This is a genomic window from Limnohabitans sp. Bal53 (assembly GCF_003063355.1).
GTDB lineage: Bacteria > Pseudomonadota > Gammaproteobacteria > Burkholderiales > Burkholderiaceae_C > Limnohabitans_A.
This window is the reverse complement of sequence record NZ_NESH01000002.1, coordinates 725,937-743,959: the sequence shown is the minus strand read 5'-3', so window position 1 is coordinate 743,959 and position 18,023 is coordinate 725,937. Positions and strand designations below refer to the sequence as shown.

The window sequence follows — 18,023 nt, the reverse complement described above, 5'->3', positions numbered from 1 at the left end:
GGGTGTGCAGGAGTGATAAACGTGGGAACACTTAGCAAATTACGTCGGCTGGTACTACGCGAAGGGGTATCAGTTCGAGAAGCCGCCCAAAGGTTAGGCATTGCCCGTAACACCGCTTCACGTTGGCTAGCGTTAGTTGACGTGACAGAGCCTCGCTACCCCAAAAGGGTCCCTGCGAAGTCGATTTTGGAGCCCTTTAAAGAGCAAATGATCTTGTGGCTCAAGGCCGATATGCATCGAGGCAAACGAGACCGTCGGACAACGAAAGAGATCTTTGAAGGTATTCGTGAGCTCGGCTATGGGGGCAGTCGAGGACCTGTCTACGAGTACTGCAAGTATTGGCGAGAGCAGCAGAAGACTGCTCCACGACATGCTGGTTTTGTTCCGCTGAGCTTTGAGCTTGGCGAGGCTTTTCAATTTGATTGGAGCTGTGAATACGCTGTCGTGGAGGGTCAACGAAGACGTTTGGAAGTCGCTCATATCAAGTTGGCTTCCAGCAGAGCTTTCCTGATGGTTGCCTATTACGCTCAGTCACACGAGATGTTGTTTGATGCTCATCGTCGAGCCTTTGAAGTCTTCGGTGGAGTGCCCAAGCGAGGAATCTACGACAACATGAAGACTGCCATTGATAAGGTGGGGACTGGAAAGCAACGAAGCATCAATGCTCGCTTTGAAGCCATGACAGGTCATTACCTGTTCGAGCCTGAGTTCTGTAATCGGGCGGCAGGCTGGGAGAAGGGCATTGTTGAAAAAAACGTTCAAGATCGACGGCGAGGAATATGGCGAGACGCAGGCGAGTGTTGAAACAGGCAATCAAAGTTGGCGATTCAGGAGCTCTACCGCTAAGGTTAAAGGAGCTAAGACAAGTAGAACAAAGCAATCGAAAGGAGACGAGGAAACAGCTTTATCACCAGACTTATCCACAATCTTGAAATAAAACATCAATAACCAAGTGGCTCATATTTGAACGTGAAGTCTGGCTCTGTTTGGTAAGTGAATCAACACCCTGCGCGATCTGCTGCACATGCCCGATGCGGTGAACACCAGCGTGACTACTTACAACGAATCCAAAATGCTGTTGGTGACGGGCAGTTCGGGGGACAAACTCGAGGTCAACTCGGACGCCGCTTGGACCTCCATATCCCTGAGCGCCACGGACCAAAGTGCTCTGGCAGCAGCGGGTTACCAGTTTGAAGCGGGACGCAGTTACAGCGTCCTGTTCGACTCCAGTCTGTCCATCGGTCATGCCTTAATTTATGACAGCGCTATTGCTCTATCAGTGGTATCCAGTAACGGAGTGGATGGTGCCTTCGTGTACTACTAGGCGGTTTGACGGTATAAGCCCGAAATCGCTGGCCATCCAGCGTTTGGGCTGGCTTTGCGCGGCGGCCATCTGTCGTGATGAAAAAACCCCCACCTGCAGTGCGGGTGGGGGTGAGGTGGGGTGGATGACCTGAAGGGTCCGTTAAATAGGACCCGTTTGGGTGGTTGTCTCAGGTTTTCATGGCCAAGCCCAGCCGCTCGATGGTGGCTTTCTCCGATTGGAAGGTGTCGCGGATGAACTTGGTGTACTCCTCGGTGCCCATGTAAATCACCGATTGGTCGTATTTGTCGAAACTGGCCATGACGGCGGGGTCTGTCAGGGTTTGCTTGAAAGCGTCGTGCAGTTTCTTGACCACGGCCGGGTCCATGCCCTTGGGGCCGCCGATGCCAAAGGGCGAGTCGGAGACGGTGTCGTAACCCAGCTCGTTGAGTGTGGGCACGTTGGGCCAGCGCTTGGTGCGTTTGCTGCCGTAGGTGGCCAGCAGGCGCAGGGTGCCAGCGTCGACATGGGGGCCCCAGCCGGTGGCGTCGCTGTGCGACATGACATGGCCGCCCAACAGCGCTTGTACGCCATCGGCGCTGCCTTTGAAGGGCACATGGGTCACGTCGATTTTGGCTTTGCTGGCAAATTCGGCAAACGCCAGGTGGGGCGTGGTGCCGTTGCCCGTGGAGCCGTAGGTGAACTTGCCGGGGTTGGCTTTGGCAAAGTCCACCAGGTCCTTGATGGTTTTGATGGGGGAGTCGGCCCGCACCACCACCCCGAAGGTGTAGCCGGTCAGGCAGGCGATGTAGGTGAAGTCTTTGAGCGGATCAAACTGCATTTTCATCATGTGTGGCAAGCGTGCCACGCCGATGGTGATTTGCGACAGGGTGTAGCCGTCTGGCTGGGCACGCAGCAGCTCGTTGGGCCCCAACATGCCGCTGGCGCCAGGTTTGTTCTCTACCACCACGGTGCCGCCCAGCGCCTTGCTGGCGCTCTCGGCCAGAGCGCGCATGACGGCGTCGGTGGAGCCGCCGGCAGGCCAGGGGCAAATCAGTTTGATGGGCTTGGCCGGAAAGGCCTGTGCTTGCGCCAAAGTGGGGAAGGCCACCGTGACAGCGGCGGCTGCGGATGCCTGGACAAATGTGCGTCGTGACGTGCCTTGGGTTTTCAATCGGGTCTCCTGTTGGAATGGGGTGTGAACATTCCAATAGAAGCGGCGCCAGCTGGCAAGAGGGCAAACCTGAGGCGAACCCCAAGCGTGGTCGCTTTCGTGACTGAGGCTCAGTCGCCCAGCACCACGCCCTCGCGCCGGGGATCGGCCCCGCCAAACCAGCCTCTGGGGGTGCGCTCGATGGCCTGCAGGCCGCTGGTCATGTCGATCTCGCGCACCTCGTGGCCACGCGCCTTGAGTGCGTCCAGGGTGCTGGTGTCAAAGCGCTTGGCTTCGAGCAAAGTGGGGCCGCCCAGCGAGCCGAAGTTGGGCAGGTCGATCGCTTGCTGCGCGTTCAGGCCCCAGTGCAGCGTGCCCGTGAGCAGCTTGGCGGTGTAGTGGATGATGAGTGCGCCGCCAGGGCTGCCGCCGCTCATGAGCAACTGGCCTGTGGCCTTGTCAAACACCAATGTGGGCGACATGGACGAGCGCGGGCGTTTGCCAGGCTCGACCCGGTTGGCGATGGGGCGGCCCTGCGCGTCGGCAGGGGCCAGGCTGAAATCGGTCAACTCGTTGTTGAGCAAAAAGCCGCCGGTGCGAGTCGGGTCGGTGGTGACCATGCGCCGCGAGCCAAAGGCGGCTTCGATGGTGGTGGTCATGGCCACGGCGTGGCCTTGTGCATCGACCACACTGATGTGGCTGGTGCCGTATTCAGTTTGAGTGGGCATGGGTGCAAAGCTGGTGGTGTGGCCACCGGGCTGGCCTGCGGGGGCCGCTTTCATGGCCTGGGTACCGATGAGCTGGCTGCGTTTTTGCAAATAGTCGGGTGCCAGCAGGCTGCGCCAGTTGCCTGCGGGGGCGCTCACAAATTCAGGGTCGGCCACAAATTGCGCCCGGTCGGCAAAGGCCAGGCGCGAGGCTTCGGTGTAGCGGTGCAAATAGTCGGGTGTGGGTCGGCCGCTTGCCATCTCGGGGCCTTGCGCCTGGGTTTGGCCCAGCATGCCCAAGATCTGGCCGATGGCGATCTGGCCCGAGGAGGGTGCGGGGAAGCCGCAGATGCGGTACTCCCGCGATGCGGCGGTGTGGTCAAAGCACAGGGCTTCGCGCATGCGGGGCTGGTAGTGGGCCAGGTCTTGCAGGCTCAGGGTGCCGGGGCGCGGTGCTTGCGCTGTGCGTGCCACCATGGCCTGGGCCACCGGCCCTTCGTGCAGGGCGCGGCTGCCCTCGGCGGCGATGCGGCGCAGCACATGGGCATATTCAGGGTTGCGCAGCACATGGCCCACGGGCCAGGCTTGGCCTTGGGCGTTGTAGAAAAAGCGCAGGGCCAATGGGTCTTTTTTGAGGTGCGGGTCGGCTTGCAGCAGGGCGTGCAAACGGGGGCTGACCCGAAAGCCTTGCTCGGCCAGCGTGATGGCGGGGGTCAACAGCTGCGTCCAAGGCAGGCGGCCGTGTTGGCGGTGCGCCACCTCCAACATGCGCACCACGCCCGGCACGCCCACCGAGTGGCCGCTGAGCACCGCATCCGCAAAAGGCAGCGGTTTGCCCTGGTCCATGAACATGTCGCCCCGAGCGCCAGCCGGTGCGGTTTCTCGCCCGTCATGCGCGGTGACTTTTTGGCCATCAAAGTGCAACAAAAACGCGCCGCCGCCAATGCCGCTGGACTGCGGCTCTACCAAGCCCAACACCATTTGCACCGCAATGGCAGCATCGAGCGCCGAGCCGCCTGCGCGAAGCACTTGGTGCCCTGCATCGGTGGCCAGCGGATTGGCCGCCGCCACCGCCTGGCGCGAGTAGGCCCAGCCGGGTTTGGCGTTGTTGCCACTGGCCGCCTCGGGTTGGATGGCCAGATCGGGCACGCTGTAGCGAAGGGTGTTGTCCGGGGGCTGTGTGGTGGGCCCAGACGAGCAGGCGCTGAGCAGCGCCAGCACCATCAGGCTCAAAGGCAAATGTGTGTTCATGTGTTGTTCCTGTTGAGAGGATGCTAGCGGCAATGCAGGTCAGCACCCAGTGAATGCGCGACAGGGTGGGTGTGAAGGTTTTGGGGCAGGCTTGGTGTGCTGCAGACCTTGAGCGCCAACACAGGCCGGATGTGTTGGGTGGCCAAGCTTGGCCCGCGCTCAAACCAAGATCATTGCATCAGCTCCCTCGTGCTGGCCAGTTATCAATCTGATAAATTGATTGACCACTACTGAAAGGCGCGTCATGAAGATGCACAACCCGGCCCACCCCGGTGAAATTCTGGCGGGGTGGTTAGAGGATTTAAAGACCAGCGTGACGGCTTTTGCAGGCCATTTGGGCATCAGCCGCGTGATGCTTTCGCGTGTTCTGAATGGCCATGCGGCCGTGTCGGCCGACATGGACTTGAGGCTTTCAGAGGCCTTGGGCACGAGCCCGGGTTATTGGCTGGCTTTGCAGGCCCAAAGCGATTTGTGGAAAGCCACAGAGCGGGCCAAAGAGCGCCCGCCCATTGGGCGCATGCCCTTGCCGCAGGGCTTGGCAGCCGATTGATGCGCAGTGGACAGAAATCTTGATTGACCTCTTGCCGGACGGTTTGGCCAAAACGAGTGGTGACGTAGCGCTGAATCTCCCGAAAGTCTGGCTTGGCTGCATCCAGAATTTGGATGCGCCGTGTCATGGCTGTTGATCCATCTCGGCAAAAAGGCGTCCATGTCGCTCACGCGTCCTTGTGCCAGTTCTTTTTGGCCCATGGACACCAACTTGAGCAGCGCAAACGTTTCTTGCTGTCTTTCATACTCGGCAATGTCCATGACCACCATCTTGGCCTCTCCGTTTTGGGTGATGATGAGGGGCTCCGGGTTGGTGGCGAAGTCTTTCACAATCTCGGCGGCATGGCTCTTGAGGTAAGAGATGGGCTTGATTTGCGTGGACAGGCTCATGGTGGCAACCGGTGGTTTGAATGGGGCTGAAAATAGCCCAAATTTGTTTTGTTCAAAAGCGGCGTGAACTTTGCAGCGCTGCTTTCAGTTGCGGCAACAGCCGTTGGGCCTCTCGCTCGCCCGATTGCCTGGCCATCCGGAAAAATGCAGGTGTAGGCCGGGTGGCAAAACCCATGTCCGGGTGGATCACAAAATCGGCGTGTTGCAGTTCCGGGTCGATGCGCGCGCGTCTGCGGGCTTCGCGCTTCAGGCGAGCATCGGATGCGCCCTCTGGGGCGCTGTGTCCTACAACCGTGTCGCCACGGCGATGAATTGGCGTGGCATGTGCTAGCGGCGGTGTGGTTCAGTTTTCATGCTTTTTTGGGGCGGGTGCGGAGGGGGCCGGGCTGGCCTGGGTTGGTGCTTGCGTGGGACCTAGGGTCAGGGCGGTGTGCATCATGCCCATCAAATAGGGTTCGGCTTGCGCAGGCACGCCGGGCGTGAGTACCAGGTGCTGCATGACGTTGGCCTGCTGGATGCTGGCCATGCCGTGCAGGGCCGACCAAATGAAGAGGGCTTGCAGCTCCGCTTGGGCCAACAGGGCCAGCATGTCGCTTTGTGGGGCGCTGGCGCGTTGTTGTAAATGCTGCAGCAACTGGTTTCTCAACAAGTCAAAAGCATGCACCGCATGGCGCACCAGTTCGGGATGGGCCGCAGGTTCAGGCCAAGGGGTGCCAAACATCAAGCGGTATTCAAGGGGGTGTTCAGCGGCGTAGCGCATGTAGGCCTCGCCCATGCCCAACAGCGCATCCGAGGTATGCGCTTGGGACGCTTGGTCCAAATGGTTGGCGAAATCCTCAAAACAGCGCTGCATGATGGCCGCGAGCAAGTGGTCCCGGCTGGGGTAGTGCCGGTAGGGGGCTTGGTGCGATACCCCGAGTTTTCGGGCGACATCGCGCAGGCTCAGGCCCTCAATGCCTTGTTCAGCGATCACTTCGCGGGCCGCTTGGATGCAGGCTTCTTTCAGGTCCAGCTCGTGAATGGTTTTGACCATATTGCTTTTGTCGGGGGGGGGTATGTTGACAGTGTCAACAGTTTAAGTGACACTTGTTGACGGTGTCAACTTTTGGGGTGGTCATGTCATTTTTAGAGGCGGTGCAGGGCTTGGCCGATTCGACTTTGGGCTGGGCGGGACTGAGCGCAGCGCAAAAAATCTTGTGCGTTTATGGTTTGCTGATGGCTGCTTTGCTGTTGCCCACTTATGTGCTGTCTTGGTTCGACTTGCGTGTTCTGCGCGAGGTGGGCATCTGGGCCAAGCCCATGAAGTTCATGGCGGGCACGGCGCTGTTTGCCTTGACCACGGTTTGGTTGACCTTGCTGGTGCCGGGCAAAGTGGGTCAAGGCCAAAGTTTTCAGTGGATTGCGGCATTGATCATCGTCACCTCGTTGTTTGAGGTTCTCTACATCACTTACCAAGCGGCCAGGGGCGAGGGGTCGCACTACAACACAACAGACGCTGTTCGTGCCGTGATGTTCGGCCTGATGGCGCTGGCAGCGGTGGGCTTGGTGGCCTCACAAGCTTGGCTGGCGTGGGTGATCTGGACGGAGGTGGGGGAGACGGTGCTCACGCCCACCACTTGGGCTGTACTCTTGGGCTTGGCCCTGACTTTTGTGCTGTCTACGGTCAGCGGCTTCATGTTGGGGGGCAAACAGCCGCCAGCGGGCGTGGGCTGGCCAGTGGTGGGCTGGCACACCTGGCAAGACCTGCGGCCAGCGCACTTTTTGGCGGTGCATGCGCAGCAATTCATACCGTTGGCGGGTTTGTTGGCCGAGCGGCTGCTGGGTCAGGCCGCTGTGCCTGGGGTGATCGCCTTCACGCTCAGTTATCTGGCCGCATGGGGGGCGCTGAGTGTGATGGGCATGTCGGGCTGAGCCCCAGGGCATCGGATTGACCCATGGGAAAGCGCCTGGCTTGACCCATGGGCAGGTGATGTTTCAGCTCACTTTGGTGCCAAGCGGATCGCGCCGTCGAGACGAATCACTTCGCCGTTGAGCATGTCGTTTTCGATGATGTGTTTGGCCAGCTTGGCATAGTCTTGTGGGGTGCCCAAGCGGCTGGGGAAGGGCACGCCTGCGGCCAGCGCGTCTTGCACTTCTTGCGGCATGCCAAACAGCATGGGGGTGCCGAAGATGCCGGGGGCAATGGTCATGTTGCGGATGCCGTTGCGGGCCAGGTCGCGTGCAATGGGCAGTGTCATGCCAACCACGCCGCCTTTGGATGCGGCGTAAGCGGCTTGGCCGATCTGGCCGTCATAGGCCGCTACGCTGGCGGTGCTGATGAGCACGCCGCGCTCGCCTGTGGCTTCGGGCTCGTTTTTGCACATGGCTTCAGAAACCAAGCGGATCATGTTGAAGGTGCCGACCAGGTTGACCATGATGGTCTTGGTGTAGACGGCCAAGTTGTGTGCGCCGTTTTTACCCACGGTTTTTTCGGCGGGGGCAATGCCTGCGCAGTTGACCAAACCAACGAGTTTGCCCATCGACACAGCTTGGGCCACCACGGCCTGGCCATCGGCTTCGTTGCTCACGTCGCATTTGACAAACGCGCCGCCCAGTTCTTTGGCAATCGCTTCGCCTTTTTCGGCTTGCATGTCGGCGATCACGACCTTGCCGCCGTTGGCCGCCAGCATGCGCGCTGTGCCTTCGCCCAAACCCGATGCGCCGCCGGTGACGATGAAAACTTTGCCTTGAATGTCCATGTTTTGCTCCTGTGTGTGGTTGACGTTACGTCAACGTCAATTATGCCCTTTGGCCATGTGCGGCCAAGCCGCCGCAGGTCCTCCAAAGGGGCTTCGCTGGGTGGTCAAGCCATGGCTGGCCCATGGCTTACCGCAAACACGGTAAGCAGTTACCGGTTTGTTTGGATGTGCAGAGGGCCTCGGTTTTTCTAGCATGAACAAGGTCACGGGTGCATCGCCCGTTTGGCACTGGACAGGGGAACCGCATGGCTTCAGAGCTCTCATGGGACACGAAGGAAACGGCTTGGGTGCGCACCGACGACAACTGGCGTCGGGCCTGCGCCTTGTTGGCCACGGCCGGTATCCGGGTTGGAGGCGGCAGGCCTTGGGACATGCGGGTGCACCATCCAGACACCTTTGACCGCATCCTGACGCGGGGCAGTCTGGGTTTGGGCGAGAGTTACATGGACGGCTGGTGGGATTGCGACCAGGTGGACTAGTTGATCACCCGCATCTTGCGGGCGCGGCTGGACGAGCAGGTGGGACGGGCCGGGTGGCTGTGGGCATCTCTCAAGGCGCGACTGACCAATTTGCAGTCGCCACAGCGGGCCTGGCAAGTGGGTGAGGTGCATTACGACCTGGGCAACGATTTGTACGAAGCCATGCTGGACCCGTCCATGGCCTACAGCTGTGGCTACTGGCCCGAGTCCCAAACGCTGGCGCAAGCGCAAGAGGCCAAGCTGGATCTGATTTGCCAAAAGCTGCAACTGCAACCGGGCATGACGCTGCTGGACATCGGTTGCAGCTGGGGCAGCTTGATGCTGTTTGCGGCTCGGCATTACCGGGTGCAGTGCCTGGGGCTCACGGTGTCCAAAGCGCAAGCCCAGCTGGGGGCAGACAAGGCGCGGGATTGGCCTGTGCGATTTGAGCTGGCCGACTACCGCCAGTTCAACCCCGATGGCCACCAGCGCTTTGACCGCATCGCCTCGGTCGGCATGTTCGAGCATGTGGGCCACAAAAACTACCGCGCGTTCTTCGACATGGCCCGGCGTTGCTTGCGGGACGACGGCTTGTTATTGCTGCACACCATCGGCAAGAACCGGGCAGGGGCGGCGATCGATCCATGGATCGAAAAATACATTTTTCCGAATGGATCGTTGCCATCGGCCTCGGAGATCGCGCTCTACAGCGAGGACCACTTTGTCATGGAGGATTGGCACAACTTGGGTGAGGACTACGACAAGACCCTGATGGCCTGGCACGAGCGCTTTGAGGCGGCCTGGCCTGCGCTGAAAGACCGCTACGGTGAGCGCTTTTGCCGCATGTGGCGCTATTACCTGCTGTGCTGCGCGGGCACTTTCAGGGCCCTCGACAACCAGTTGTAGCAGGTGGTGCTGTCACCCAGTGGTCAGGCGGGGGGCTACCGCAGGCCGCTGCTGTGAGGGGCCGGCAGCGCATGGCCTTATTCGTTGTGGTTCATTTTGTGGAGGAACATGCGCAAGAAGAAAGCACCCATCAGCAGCATGAACACGATCACCGCCAGACTCATGAGGCCGTAATCGGTGGAAAACAAATCGATGAGCATTTTCATGGGGTTTCCTTTTGTTGGCTTTGACGGTTTTACTGTGCGCCTCGCCGAGAAAGTAGTCACTGATGAAAATCAAAGCATTGGCACAAAGTCGTGCTCCAATGCGCGACTTCCATTGATCGCCTTGTGCCCATCCCCCATGTCCAGCTCTTCGTCTGCTCCTGCGTCCTTTTCCCCGCCCGAAGTCTGGCCCTTGTCGGCCCGATGGTTTCTGGTGCTGGGGGCCATCAGCGCCTGCACGAGCGTGGTGTTCAGTGCTGCTTTTGCGCATTTACCGGTGTTTGCCGGGGGCGTGCCCACGGCGGTGCAAACCGCTTTGAGTCAGCAGCAATTCCATTCGCTGGGTTTGTTGTTCACCGGGCTGGCGTTGCGTGTTTGCGGGGCTACGCGTTGGTTGCAGGCGGCTGGCTGGCTCATGCTGGTCGGTTTGCTTTTGTTCAGCTTCAATCTCTATGCCCGCCACGTGCTTGCTTGGGACGCCTTGCGCGCTTTGGTGCCTTGGGGCGGCATGGCCTGGATCGTGGCCTGGCTGGCTTTGGCTGTTGGATGCTGGCGGGCTGGCAGGGGTTTCAAGTTCAAGAACTGACTTGAAAGGTTTTTTCTATCGGGTCAATAGCAACTACTCATGAGTGGAAACCCTAGGTTGATTTATCATTGCTACCAATGAGTTTTCTCATTTGATAGTTTTTTTAAAACCAACCCAAGGAAATGACCATGTCCTCTTTGATCAATACCCAAGTCCAGCCTTTCAAGACCCAGGCCTTCCACAACGGCAAGTTCGTGCAAGTGTCCAACGAAACCCTCAAGGGTGAGTGGTCTGTTCTGATCTTTATGCCCGCAGCCTTCACTTTCAACTGCCCCACAGAAATCGAAGACGCTGCTGACAACTACGCCGCTTTCCAGTCCGCTGGTGCCGAGGTCTACATCGTGACCACCGACACCCACTTCTCGCACAAAGTGTGGCACGAGACTTCGCCTGCCGTGGGCAAGGCCAAGTTCCCCTTGGTTGGCGACCCTACACACGCCCTGACACGCGCTTTTGGCGTGCACATTGAAGAAGAAGGCCTGGCATTGCGCGGCACCTTCATCATCAACCCCGAAGGCATGATCAAGACCGCCGAAGTGCACTCCAACGAGATCGCACGCGACGTGTCCGAGACCCTGCGCAAGCTCAAAGCCGCTCAGTACACCGCCGCCAACCCCGGTCAAGTGTGCCCCGCCAAGTGGAAAGAAGGCGCCAAGACTTTGGCTCCTTCCATTGACCTGGTCGGCAAGATCTAAAGCCGTACCGTCATCGCGAGCCTCGCGTGGCGATCCGTGGATTGCTACACGTTGTTCGCCATGACAGGCTGATGCCCTGCCCCGCAGGGCTTTGAGTTCAGCACATGCCGGCCACAAGTTGGCGTGTGCTGCGCTCAAAGACTTTCCCCCCTCGAAACCGGAGAACACCATGCTCGACGACACCCTCAAAGCCCAATTGCAGCAGTACCTGGCTTTGCTGCGCCAGCCGATTCGTTTGATCGCTTCGCTCGACGACAGCGAGACCGGCGTGGAGATGAAGGCTTTGCTCGAAACCATCGAGGGGCTGTCTGAAAAAGTGAGCCTGGACACGTCTGGCGACGATGCCCGCAAGCCCTCGTTTGTGGTGGCCCGCGAAGGCCAAAGCACAGGCGTGCGCTTTGCCGGTCTGCCCTTGGGGCACGAATTCACTTCTTTGGTGTTGGCCTTGCTCTGGACCGGTGGACACCCCCCGAAGGTCGAGCAAGAGGTGATCGACAGCATCAAGGCGCTGGACGGTGACTTCAATTTCGAGGTCTACATGTCGCTGAGCTGCCACAACTGCCCTGACGTGGTGCAGGCGTTGTCGCTGATTGCGATCGTCAACCCCAAGGTGAAGACGGTGGTGATTGAAGGCGGTGCCTTCCAGGCCGAAGTGGCGGCGCGCGACATCATGGCCGTGCCCATGGTGTTCTTGAACGGTTTGGTGTTTGGCTCTGGCCGCATGACCGTCGAAGAAATCGTGGCCAAGCTCGACACCAACGCTGGTGAGCGGGACGCAGCCAAGCTGAGCGCCAAAGACCCGTTTGACATGTTGGTGGTGGGCGGTGGCCCGGCCGGTGCAGCAGCTGCCGTGTATGCGGCCCGCAAAGGCATCCGTGTGGGTGTGGCCGCTGAGCGTTTTGGCGGTCAGACCAACGACACCATGGCCATCGAGAACTACATTTCGGTGCTGGAAACTGACGGCCCCAAGTTTGCCGCCGCCTTGGAAGCGCAGGTGCGCCACTACGAAGTGGACATCATGAATTTGCAGCGCGCCGACAAAATCATCCCCGCCAGCCAGCCCGGCGGCCTGATTGAAGTGCAAATGGCCAACGGTGCCAGCCTCAAAGCCCGTTCGGTCATCCTGTCTACAGGTGCCCGCTGGCGCAATGTGAACGTGCCCGGCGAAGCCGAGTACAAAAACAAGGGCGTGGCCTACTGCCCACACTGCGACGGCCCCTTGTTCAAGGGCAAGCGCACGGCTGTGATTGGCGGTGGTAACTCCGGCATCGAAGCGGCGATTGACTTGGCAGGCATCGTGGCCCACGTCACGGTGTTCGAATTTGCCGACCAACTCAAGGCCGATGCGGTCTTGGTGAGCAAGCTCAAGAGTCTGCCCAACGTCACGATCCACACCCACGCTCAGACGACCGAAATCACGGGCGTGGACGGCAAGGTCAACGGCATCCGCTACAAAGACCGCACCACCGGCGACGACCACTGGGTCGAGCTCGAAGGCGTGTTTGTGCAAATCGGCTTGGTGCCCAACACCGAATTCCTCAAAGGCACTTTGGAGCTGAGCAAATTTGGCGAGATCGTGGTGGACGCCAAGGGCCACACCAATGTGCCCGGTGTGTTTGCAGCCGGTGACTGCACCACCGTGCCTTACAAGCAGATCGTGATCGCTGCAGGCGAGGGCGCCAAAGCCGCCTTGAGCGCCTTTGACCACCTGATCCGCATGCCCGCTGTGCCCGAGACCTTAGACGTTGTTGAGGTCGTCTGATACGCATCCCTGATGTGCCCGCACAAAGGCGTGGCGCATCGGGTGGTCCCCCAGCCCAAACAGCCCCTTGCTTGCTTGCAATCAAGGGGCTTTTTGTGGCCCACGGTCAGTCAAGCTGGAGTGCATGGGCCTCATGACCCCGGGTTACGCGCGCGATGGTTGTCGCTGCGTAACCTTGGCTCTTGAGGCAGCGCTCGGGCGTGGCTTTACTTGAAACCCACCCGGTCCAGCATTTGCTGCACCTTGATCTGGTTCATGCCCACGGCGCTGATCGGGAGCAATTCGCTCTTGAAGCTGCCGCCAGTCATGGCTTTGAGGGCCGGGTTGTCAAAGCTCACGCCTTTGGCCGCTGGCCACTCGTTGTTGCCGTTGGCAAAGTGGTTTTGTGCTGCCGGGCTGGCCAGGTATTCGAGGAACTTGATGGCGTTGTTGGTGTTTTTGGCATGCCGTGCGACTGCGCCACCGGCCACGTTGACGTGTGTGCCCCAGCTGCTCTGGTTGGGAAAGACCACTCCGATTTTTTCGGTCACGGCTTTGTCGGCCGGGTTGCTTGACCGCATCATGCGGGCCAGGTAGTAGGTGTTGGTGACGGCGACGCCGCATTCGCCCGAGGCCACGCCCTTGATCTGGTCGGTGTCACCGCCCTTGGGGCTGCGGGCCATGTTGTCCACCAAGCCTTTGAGCCAAGCTTCGGTTTTTTGAGGACCCAGGTGCTCGGTCATGGCGCCAAACAGGCTCAGGTTGTAGGGGTGTGAGCCGCTGCGGATGCACAAACTGCCCTTGAACTCGGCATCGGCCAGCTTCTCGTAGCTGTCTACGTCTGTTTTGCTGAACTTGAGCTTGTCGTACACGATCACACGCGCCCGGGTGGACAGGCCAAACCAAGCGGTGCCACCGTTGTCGGCGGGCTTGGCGCGCAAGTTGGCCGGAATGGCTTCTTCAAGTTTGGCCGATTTGATGGGCAGGAAAAGGCCATCGACCTCGGCGCGCCACAGGCGGGCGGCGTCCACCAGCAAAATCACATCGGCGGGGGAGGCTGCGCCCTCTGCCTTGAGTCGGGCGAGAATACCGGCATCGTCGGCGTCCACACGGTTGATTTTGATGCCGGTGGCCTTGGTGAAGTCGCTGTACATGACCTCATCGGTCGGGTAGTGGCGGGCAGAGTAAATGTTCAGCACTTTGTCCTGCGCCATAGCCGATGCGGTGCTCAGGAGGCAGGCGATGCTCAAAAGGGATTGGGTCAATGTCATGGTTTGTTTTGGACAGAGTGGTTCGATGTCGCAAGTCTATATCAAATGCGAATCATTATCAATAAGATTTGGAGAGTAAATGGAAAAAGTGTCAGGGATTGTTCATGGACCGAAGTTGCAAGCATCCGCTGAAGGCGCGCTGAGCGCTTGGATCGGTCGAGCAGGCATGCATTTGGGCGTTGTGCTGACAGCGGTCCTGTTAACGGCCTGCGGCAGCTTGCAGACCACCAAGCCGCAAGAGCCCAGTTCGACGCCCACGGCCGAGCGGCGTGAGGTGCGGTTGGGGCTGGCGCTGGGCGGTGGCGCAGCGCGCGGTTTTGCGCATGTGGGCGTGATCCAGGTGCTGGAGGAGGCGGGGCTCAGGCCCAGCCATGTGGCGGGCACCTCGGCGGGCAGTTTGGTGGCGGCCTTGTACGCCAGTGGCAAAAACCCGGCGGAGTTGGTGCGCGTGGCCGAATCCATGCAAGAAGCCGAGATCACCGACTGGATGCTGCCCATTTTGAACCGGGGGGCTTTGCGTGGCGAGGCCTTGGCCAAGTACGTGAACACCCAGGTTGGCGGTAAGACCCTGGAACAAATGCAAATTCCACTGGGTGTGGTGGCCACCGATCTGGCCAGCGGCCAGGCCATCACTTTCAGGCGCGGCAACACGGGCGCAGCCGTGCGGGCCTCGAGTGCGGTGCCTGCGGTGTTTCAGCCGGTGCGGCTGGGCGACCGTGAGTACGTGGATGGGGGGCTGGTATCACCTGTGCCAGTGCGCCAGACGCGTGAGATGGGGGCCAACTTTGTGATTGCGGTGGACATCTCGAGTGACCCGGAAGGCAATCCGTATGGCGACACCTTCCAGATCCTGATGCAGACCTTTGCCATCATGGGCAAAAGCATCAACACATTGGCACTCAAAGAGGCCGACTTGGTGATCCGGCCCGCTTTGTCAGGCGTCAAAAGCGCAGATTTCAGCGCCCGTTTGCGTGCCATTGAAGCCGGGCGGGTGGCGATGCGAGCAGCTTTGCCCGCGTTGAAAGCGCGTTTGGCCCAGTTTGAAGAGGGGCGTTGATGTGAAATGTCCCCGTAGCAAGTTGGGGTGAGCCAAGCACAGCGATCTGCGTGCGCAACCAAAAAAAAGGCCGATCTTGCGATCAGCCCTGGAAGGGATCCCTGTTTCCCTGATGAAATTCAAAGAGATCCGAGGAGACAACTTGCAAAAAAGCGGCAGATCCTTGCAAAACCTGCCGGTTAAAAATCACTTCTTCTTGGCAGCCTTAGGTGCGGCGGTTTGGGTCACGGCAGCCAGGTTGGTCTCAGCCAGATCGGTGGCTTGCTTGACGGCTTTTTGCACCGATTCGAAAGCGTTGTTGGCGGCGGTCACGGCACCCTTCATCATGGCCACGGCTTGCTCGGAGCCTGCTGGGGCGTTTTGAGCGGCGCTGTCCACCAAAGTGGCGAACTGCTTTTGTGCAGCGGCACTTTGGGCTTCGAAGGCTTTGGTGAATTCGCTGCTGGTGCCCGAAGCGATGTCGTACAGGTGGCGGCTGTAAGCGGCGGTTTTCTCAGCCAAAGGCTGGAACAGGTTGGCTTGCATGGCCAGCAGTTCTTGGGCGTCTTTCACGCTCAGAGCGGCTTGGGTGTTGTTGGCCGACTCGTCCAGGGCGGCTTTGGCCACGCTCAGGTTCAGTTCAACCATTTTTTCCACGCCTTCGAAGGCTTTGGCGGTCAGGCCAAAAAGGGTTTCCACATTGGCTTTTTGCGAGGCAACGATTTGTTCGGGTGTCATCATGAGGGGCTCCAGATAAAGGTTTGATTTCAAGAAGACTGCGCCGTAACTGGCTTGGGCCGTACAACTTTGTTGCAGTGCAGCATGGGTTGAATTTTAGGGTTTCTACTGAGCATTGCAAGGGGATGGGCCCACACGTGGCTCAGTTTAGAGAGGGTTTTCTAGAATCGCCTTGCTCAGAATCAAACCATGCACGCTTACTACGCCGACCACTTTGTCTTGCCCCTGCCTGAAGGCCACCGCTTTCCGATGCGCAAATACAGCCGCTTGCGCGATCGCCTGACGCAAGAGCTGCCGGCTGTTGTCATGCGCGAGGCCCCGGCTGCGAGCGACGGTGAGCTGGCGCTGGTGCACACGCCCGCCTACATCCAGGGGGTGGCCACCGGTGGCCTTGAGCCCGCCTTGCAGCGCGAGATTGGCTTTCCTTGGAGCCCCGCCATGGCCGAGCGGGCGCGCCGCTCGGTCGGGGCTACGGTCGCGGCCGCCCGCGATGCCTTGGCGCAAGGTGTGGCGGGCAACCTGGCCGGCGGCACGCACCACGCCTATGCGCACAAGGGCGGGGGCTTTTGTGTGTTCAACGACATTGCCGTGACGGCTCGCTTGATGCAGGCTGAGGCCTGGCGGCACCACCGCCAGCAGATGAAGGTGGCGGTGATCGATCTGGACGTGCACCAGGGCAATGGCACGGCGCATGTGTTTGCCAACGACCCCAGCGTGTTCACCCTGTCGCTGCACGGCGAAAAGAACTTTCCTTTCCGCAAGGAGCCGAGCGATCTGGACGTGGGCCTGCCGGACGGCTGTACCGACGAGCCTTATTTGGAGGCCTTGCACCAGGCCCTGCAAACCCTGCAAGACCGTTTTGATCCGCAGCTGGTCATTTACCTGGCCGGAGCCGATCCGCACGAGGGCGATCGGTTGGGCCGCCTCAAATTGACGATGGATGGCATGCAAGCCCGCGACCGGGTGGTGATGGACTGGGCCTGGCAACGCAGGCTGCCTGTGGTGTTGTGCATGGGCGGGGGTTACGGCCACGACATCGAGACCACGGTGCAGGTGCAAATGCAGACCTGGGATGTGGCTTTGGGCTATTGGCAACGCTGGCACAATCTCGGGCGATGAACACGCCCACCAAACCCCAAGCCGACGCTCGCAGCAGCTATAGGGCATTTCGCCCCATCAGCACCCGCTGGATGGACAACGACGTCTACGGCCATGTGAACAATGTGGTGTATTACAGCTGGTTCGACACCGCTGTGAACGCCACCCTGATCGAGCAGGGCGTGCTCGACATCCACGCGGGCAGCACCATCGGCCTGGTGGTGGAAACCCAGTGTTTTTACTTCGCGCCCCTGGCCTTTCCTCAAACCATTGACGCAGGCATCCGCGTGGCCAAGCTGGGCACGTCCAGCGTGCTATACGAGGTGGGTCTGTTTGCGCAAGGTGATGAACTGACCGCCGCCCGAGGCCACTTTGTGCATGTGTACGTGGACCGCGAGACCCGCCGCCCTGTGCCCCTGCCCGCCGCACTCAAAGCATTTTTGGAGACATTGACATGAGCATTTCCCCCATCGGACCCCAGGTCAGCACCCGCGTGAACGACCCCGCGAGCGTGGACGCGGCCATCTTGAGCCGCTTTTCTGCCCGTGCCTACCTGCCCCAAGCGGTGGAGCTCAGCGTGTTGCAAGAGGTGCTGAGCGTTGCGGCACGCTCGCCCAGCGGCACCAACACCCAGCCTTGGAAGGTCTATGTGCTGCAAGGCGCCAAGCGCGATGAGCTGGTGGCCAAGACCTGCGCCGCGCACGACGCCATCAGCGCCAACCCTGCATTGGCCCCTGAATACGCCGAGGCCTACGACTATTACCCTGAAAAATGGGTCAGCCCCTACATCGACCGCCGCCGCGAGTGCGGTTTTGGCCTGTATGGCGTGCTGGGCATTAGCAAGGGTGACAAAGCCATGATGCACGCGCAGCACCAGAAAAACTTTCGGTTTTTTGACGCGCCAGTGGGCCTGATCTTCACCATCGACAAGGTGATGGGCCGGGGCAGTTTGCTCGATTACGGCATGTTCTTGCAGAGCATCATGGTGGCCGCCCGCTCGCGGGGCCTGCACACCTGCCCGCAAGCGGCCTGGAACGGTTTTTCCAAAATCATCTTGCCGCTGGTCGGTGCGGGTGACAACGAGATGGTGGTCTGCGGCATGTCGCTGGGCTATGCCGACGAGTCGGCGCTGGTTAACACCTTCCAGACCACTCGCGTGCCTGCCCAAGACTTCACCCACTGGGTGGATTGACACTTTTT

General features: G+C 60.0%; 20 protein-coding genes and 1 pseudogene. 13 read left to right on the top strand and 8 right to left on the bottom strand.

Going from position 1 to position 18,023, the window contains the following annotated elements; translation table 11 throughout:
* Positions 1 to 21: 21 nt before the first annotated feature.
* Together istA and B9Z50_RS08395 are read left to right on the top strand one after the other, a co-directional pair.
* Positions 22 to 798, top strand: a pseudogene (gene istA, locus B9Z50_RS08400) (IS21 family transposase); the annotation flags it as partial.
* Positions 799 to 1,024: 226 nt separating this feature from the next.
* Complete coding sequence (locus B9Z50_RS08395) at positions 1,025 to 1,324, top strand: hypothetical protein (protein ID WP_108363183.1); 300 nt, start codon at positions 1,025 to 1,027, stop codon at positions 1,322 to 1,324.
* A gap of 169 nt (positions 1,325 to 1,493) precedes the next feature.
* On the opposite strand, the gene B9Z50_RS08390 is transcribed toward B9Z50_RS08395, so the two are convergent.
* Both B9Z50_RS08390 and B9Z50_RS08385 read right to left on the bottom strand, forming a co-directional pair.
* A complete protein-coding gene (locus tag B9Z50_RS08390) occupies positions 1,494 to 2,477 on the bottom strand; it encodes a tripartite tricarboxylate transporter substrate binding protein (RefSeq protein WP_108363181.1) in 984 nt (327 codons plus the stop codon).
* 110 nt (positions 2,478 to 2,587) lie between these two features.
* Complete coding sequence (locus B9Z50_RS08385) at positions 2,588 to 4,414, bottom strand: gamma-glutamyltransferase family protein (protein ID WP_108363179.1); 1,827 nt, start codon at positions 4,412 to 4,414, stop codon at positions 2,588 to 2,590.
* Between the two features lie 244 nt (positions 4,415 to 4,658).
* Between B9Z50_RS08385 and B9Z50_RS08380 the strand changes: the two genes are divergently transcribed.
* Positions 4,659 to 4,964, top strand: coding sequence for a HigA family addiction module antitoxin (locus B9Z50_RS08380; protein WP_108363177.1), 306 nt, complete (start codon positions 4,659 to 4,661; stop codon positions 4,962 to 4,964).
* Here the strand turns inward: B9Z50_RS08380 and B9Z50_RS18160 are convergent.
* Complete coding sequence (locus B9Z50_RS18160; RefSeq protein ID WP_108363175.1) at positions 4,853 to 5,353, bottom strand: type II toxin-antitoxin system Phd/YefM family antitoxin; 501 nt, start codon at positions 5,351 to 5,353, stop codon at positions 4,853 to 4,855. The genes B9Z50_RS08380 and B9Z50_RS18160 overlap by 112 nt on opposite strands.
* 343 nt (positions 5,354 to 5,696) lie before the next feature.
* Positions 5,697 to 6,386, bottom strand: a complete 690-nt coding sequence (locus B9Z50_RS08370; protein ID WP_108363173.1) for a TetR/AcrR family transcriptional regulator — start codon at positions 6,384 to 6,386, stop codon at positions 5,697 to 5,699.
* 83 nt (positions 6,387 to 6,469) lie between these two features.
* Here B9Z50_RS08370 and B9Z50_RS08365 point away from each other — a divergent pair, with 83 nt between their 5' ends.
* The gene (locus B9Z50_RS08365) at positions 6,470 to 7,264 is read left to right on the top strand and encodes a hypothetical protein (RefSeq protein ID WP_108363171.1); all 795 of its coding nucleotides are present in this window, start codon (positions 6,470 to 6,472) and stop codon (positions 7,262 to 7,264) included.
* A 68-nt stretch (positions 7,265 to 7,332) separates the two neighbouring features.
* Here the strand turns inward: B9Z50_RS08365 and B9Z50_RS08360 are convergent, their stop codons facing one another.
* Positions 7,333 to 8,091, bottom strand: a complete 759-nt coding sequence (locus B9Z50_RS08360) for a 3-hydroxyacyl-CoA dehydrogenase (RefSeq protein WP_108363169.1) — start codon at positions 8,089 to 8,091, stop codon at positions 7,333 to 7,335.
* 245 nt (positions 8,092 to 8,336) lie between these two features.
* Here B9Z50_RS08360 and B9Z50_RS18155 point away from each other — a divergent pair, with 245 nt between their 5' ends.
* On the top strand, positions 8,337 to 8,570 hold the full coding sequence (locus tag B9Z50_RS18155) for a hypothetical protein (RefSeq protein WP_370463063.1): 234 nt from the start codon (positions 8,337 to 8,339) through the stop codon (positions 8,568 to 8,570).
* Entirely contained in the window at positions 8,571 to 9,455 is an 885-nt protein-coding gene (gene cfa / locus B9Z50_RS08355) for a cyclopropane fatty acyl phospholipid synthase (protein ID WP_370463062.1), read from the top strand.
* A 77-nt stretch (positions 9,456 to 9,532) separates the two neighbouring features.
* Here cfa and B9Z50_RS08350 read toward each other — a convergent pair whose 3' ends face one another.
* Entirely contained in the window at positions 9,533 to 9,661 is a 129-nt protein-coding gene (locus tag B9Z50_RS08350; protein WP_108363167.1) for a DUF3149 domain-containing protein, read from the bottom strand.
* Positions 9,662 to 9,797: 136 nt separating this feature from the next.
* On the opposite strand from B9Z50_RS08350, the gene B9Z50_RS08345 reads away from it, so the two are divergent.
* From B9Z50_RS08345 to ahpF, 3 genes are all read left to right on the top strand, one after another.
* The gene (locus B9Z50_RS08345; RefSeq protein WP_158270649.1) at positions 9,798 to 10,244 is read left to right on the top strand and encodes a DUF423 domain-containing protein; all 447 of its coding nucleotides are present in this window, start codon (positions 9,798 to 9,800) and stop codon (positions 10,242 to 10,244) included.
* Positions 10,245 to 10,372: 128 nt separating this feature from the next.
* Positions 10,373 to 10,939, top strand: coding sequence for an alkyl hydroperoxide reductase subunit C (gene ahpC, locus B9Z50_RS08340; protein WP_108363713.1), 567 nt, complete (start codon positions 10,373 to 10,375; stop codon positions 10,937 to 10,939).
* A 169-nt stretch (positions 10,940 to 11,108) separates the two neighbouring features.
* Positions 11,109 to 12,701 (top strand): alkyl hydroperoxide reductase subunit F, encoded by a 1,593-nt coding sequence (gene ahpF / locus B9Z50_RS08335; RefSeq protein WP_108363163.1) that lies wholly within the window; start codon positions 11,109 to 11,111, stop codon positions 12,699 to 12,701.
* Positions 12,702 to 12,907: 206 nt separating this feature from the next.
* Here ahpF and B9Z50_RS08330 read toward each other — a convergent pair whose 3' ends face one another.
* Complete coding sequence (locus tag B9Z50_RS08330) at positions 12,908 to 13,951, bottom strand: extracellular solute-binding protein (protein ID WP_108363161.1); 1,044 nt, start codon at positions 13,949 to 13,951, stop codon at positions 12,908 to 12,910.
* Positions 13,952 to 14,117: 166 nt separating this feature from the next.
* Between B9Z50_RS08330 and B9Z50_RS08325 the strand changes: the two genes are divergently transcribed.
* On the top strand, positions 14,118 to 15,008 hold the full coding sequence (locus B9Z50_RS08325) for a patatin-like phospholipase family protein (protein WP_108363711.1): 891 nt from the start codon (positions 14,118 to 14,120) through the stop codon (positions 15,006 to 15,008).
* Between the two features lie 186 nt (positions 15,009 to 15,194).
* Here B9Z50_RS08325 and phaP read toward each other — a convergent pair whose 3' ends face one another.
* On the bottom strand, positions 15,195 to 15,728 hold the full coding sequence (gene phaP, locus B9Z50_RS08320; RefSeq protein ID WP_108363159.1) for a phasin family protein: 534 nt from the start codon (positions 15,726 to 15,728) through the stop codon (positions 15,195 to 15,197).
* Positions 15,729 to 15,914: 186 nt separating this feature from the next.
* Here phaP and B9Z50_RS08315 point away from each other — a divergent pair, with 186 nt between their 5' ends.
* Genes B9Z50_RS08315 through B9Z50_RS08305 form a run of 3 tightly spaced genes read left to right on the top strand, consistent with a single transcriptional unit; the run spans position 15,915 to position 18,015 of the window.
* The gene (locus B9Z50_RS08315; protein WP_108363157.1) at positions 15,915 to 16,844 is read left to right on the top strand and encodes a histone deacetylase; all 930 of its coding nucleotides are present in this window, start codon (positions 15,915 to 15,917) and stop codon (positions 16,842 to 16,844) included.
* The gene (locus B9Z50_RS08310) at positions 16,841 to 17,281 is read left to right on the top strand and encodes a thioesterase family protein (RefSeq protein WP_108363155.1); all 441 of its coding nucleotides are present in this window, start codon (positions 16,841 to 16,843) and stop codon (positions 17,279 to 17,281) included. The genes B9Z50_RS08315 and B9Z50_RS08310 overlap by 4 nt, the downstream gene beginning before the upstream one ends.
* The gene (locus B9Z50_RS08305; protein ID WP_108363153.1) at positions 17,278 to 18,015 is read left to right on the top strand and encodes a nitroreductase; all 738 of its coding nucleotides are present in this window, start codon (positions 17,278 to 17,280) and stop codon (positions 18,013 to 18,015) included. Before B9Z50_RS08310 ends, B9Z50_RS08305 begins: the two co-directional genes overlap by 4 nt.
* Positions 18,016 to 18,023 lie beyond the last annotated feature (8 nt).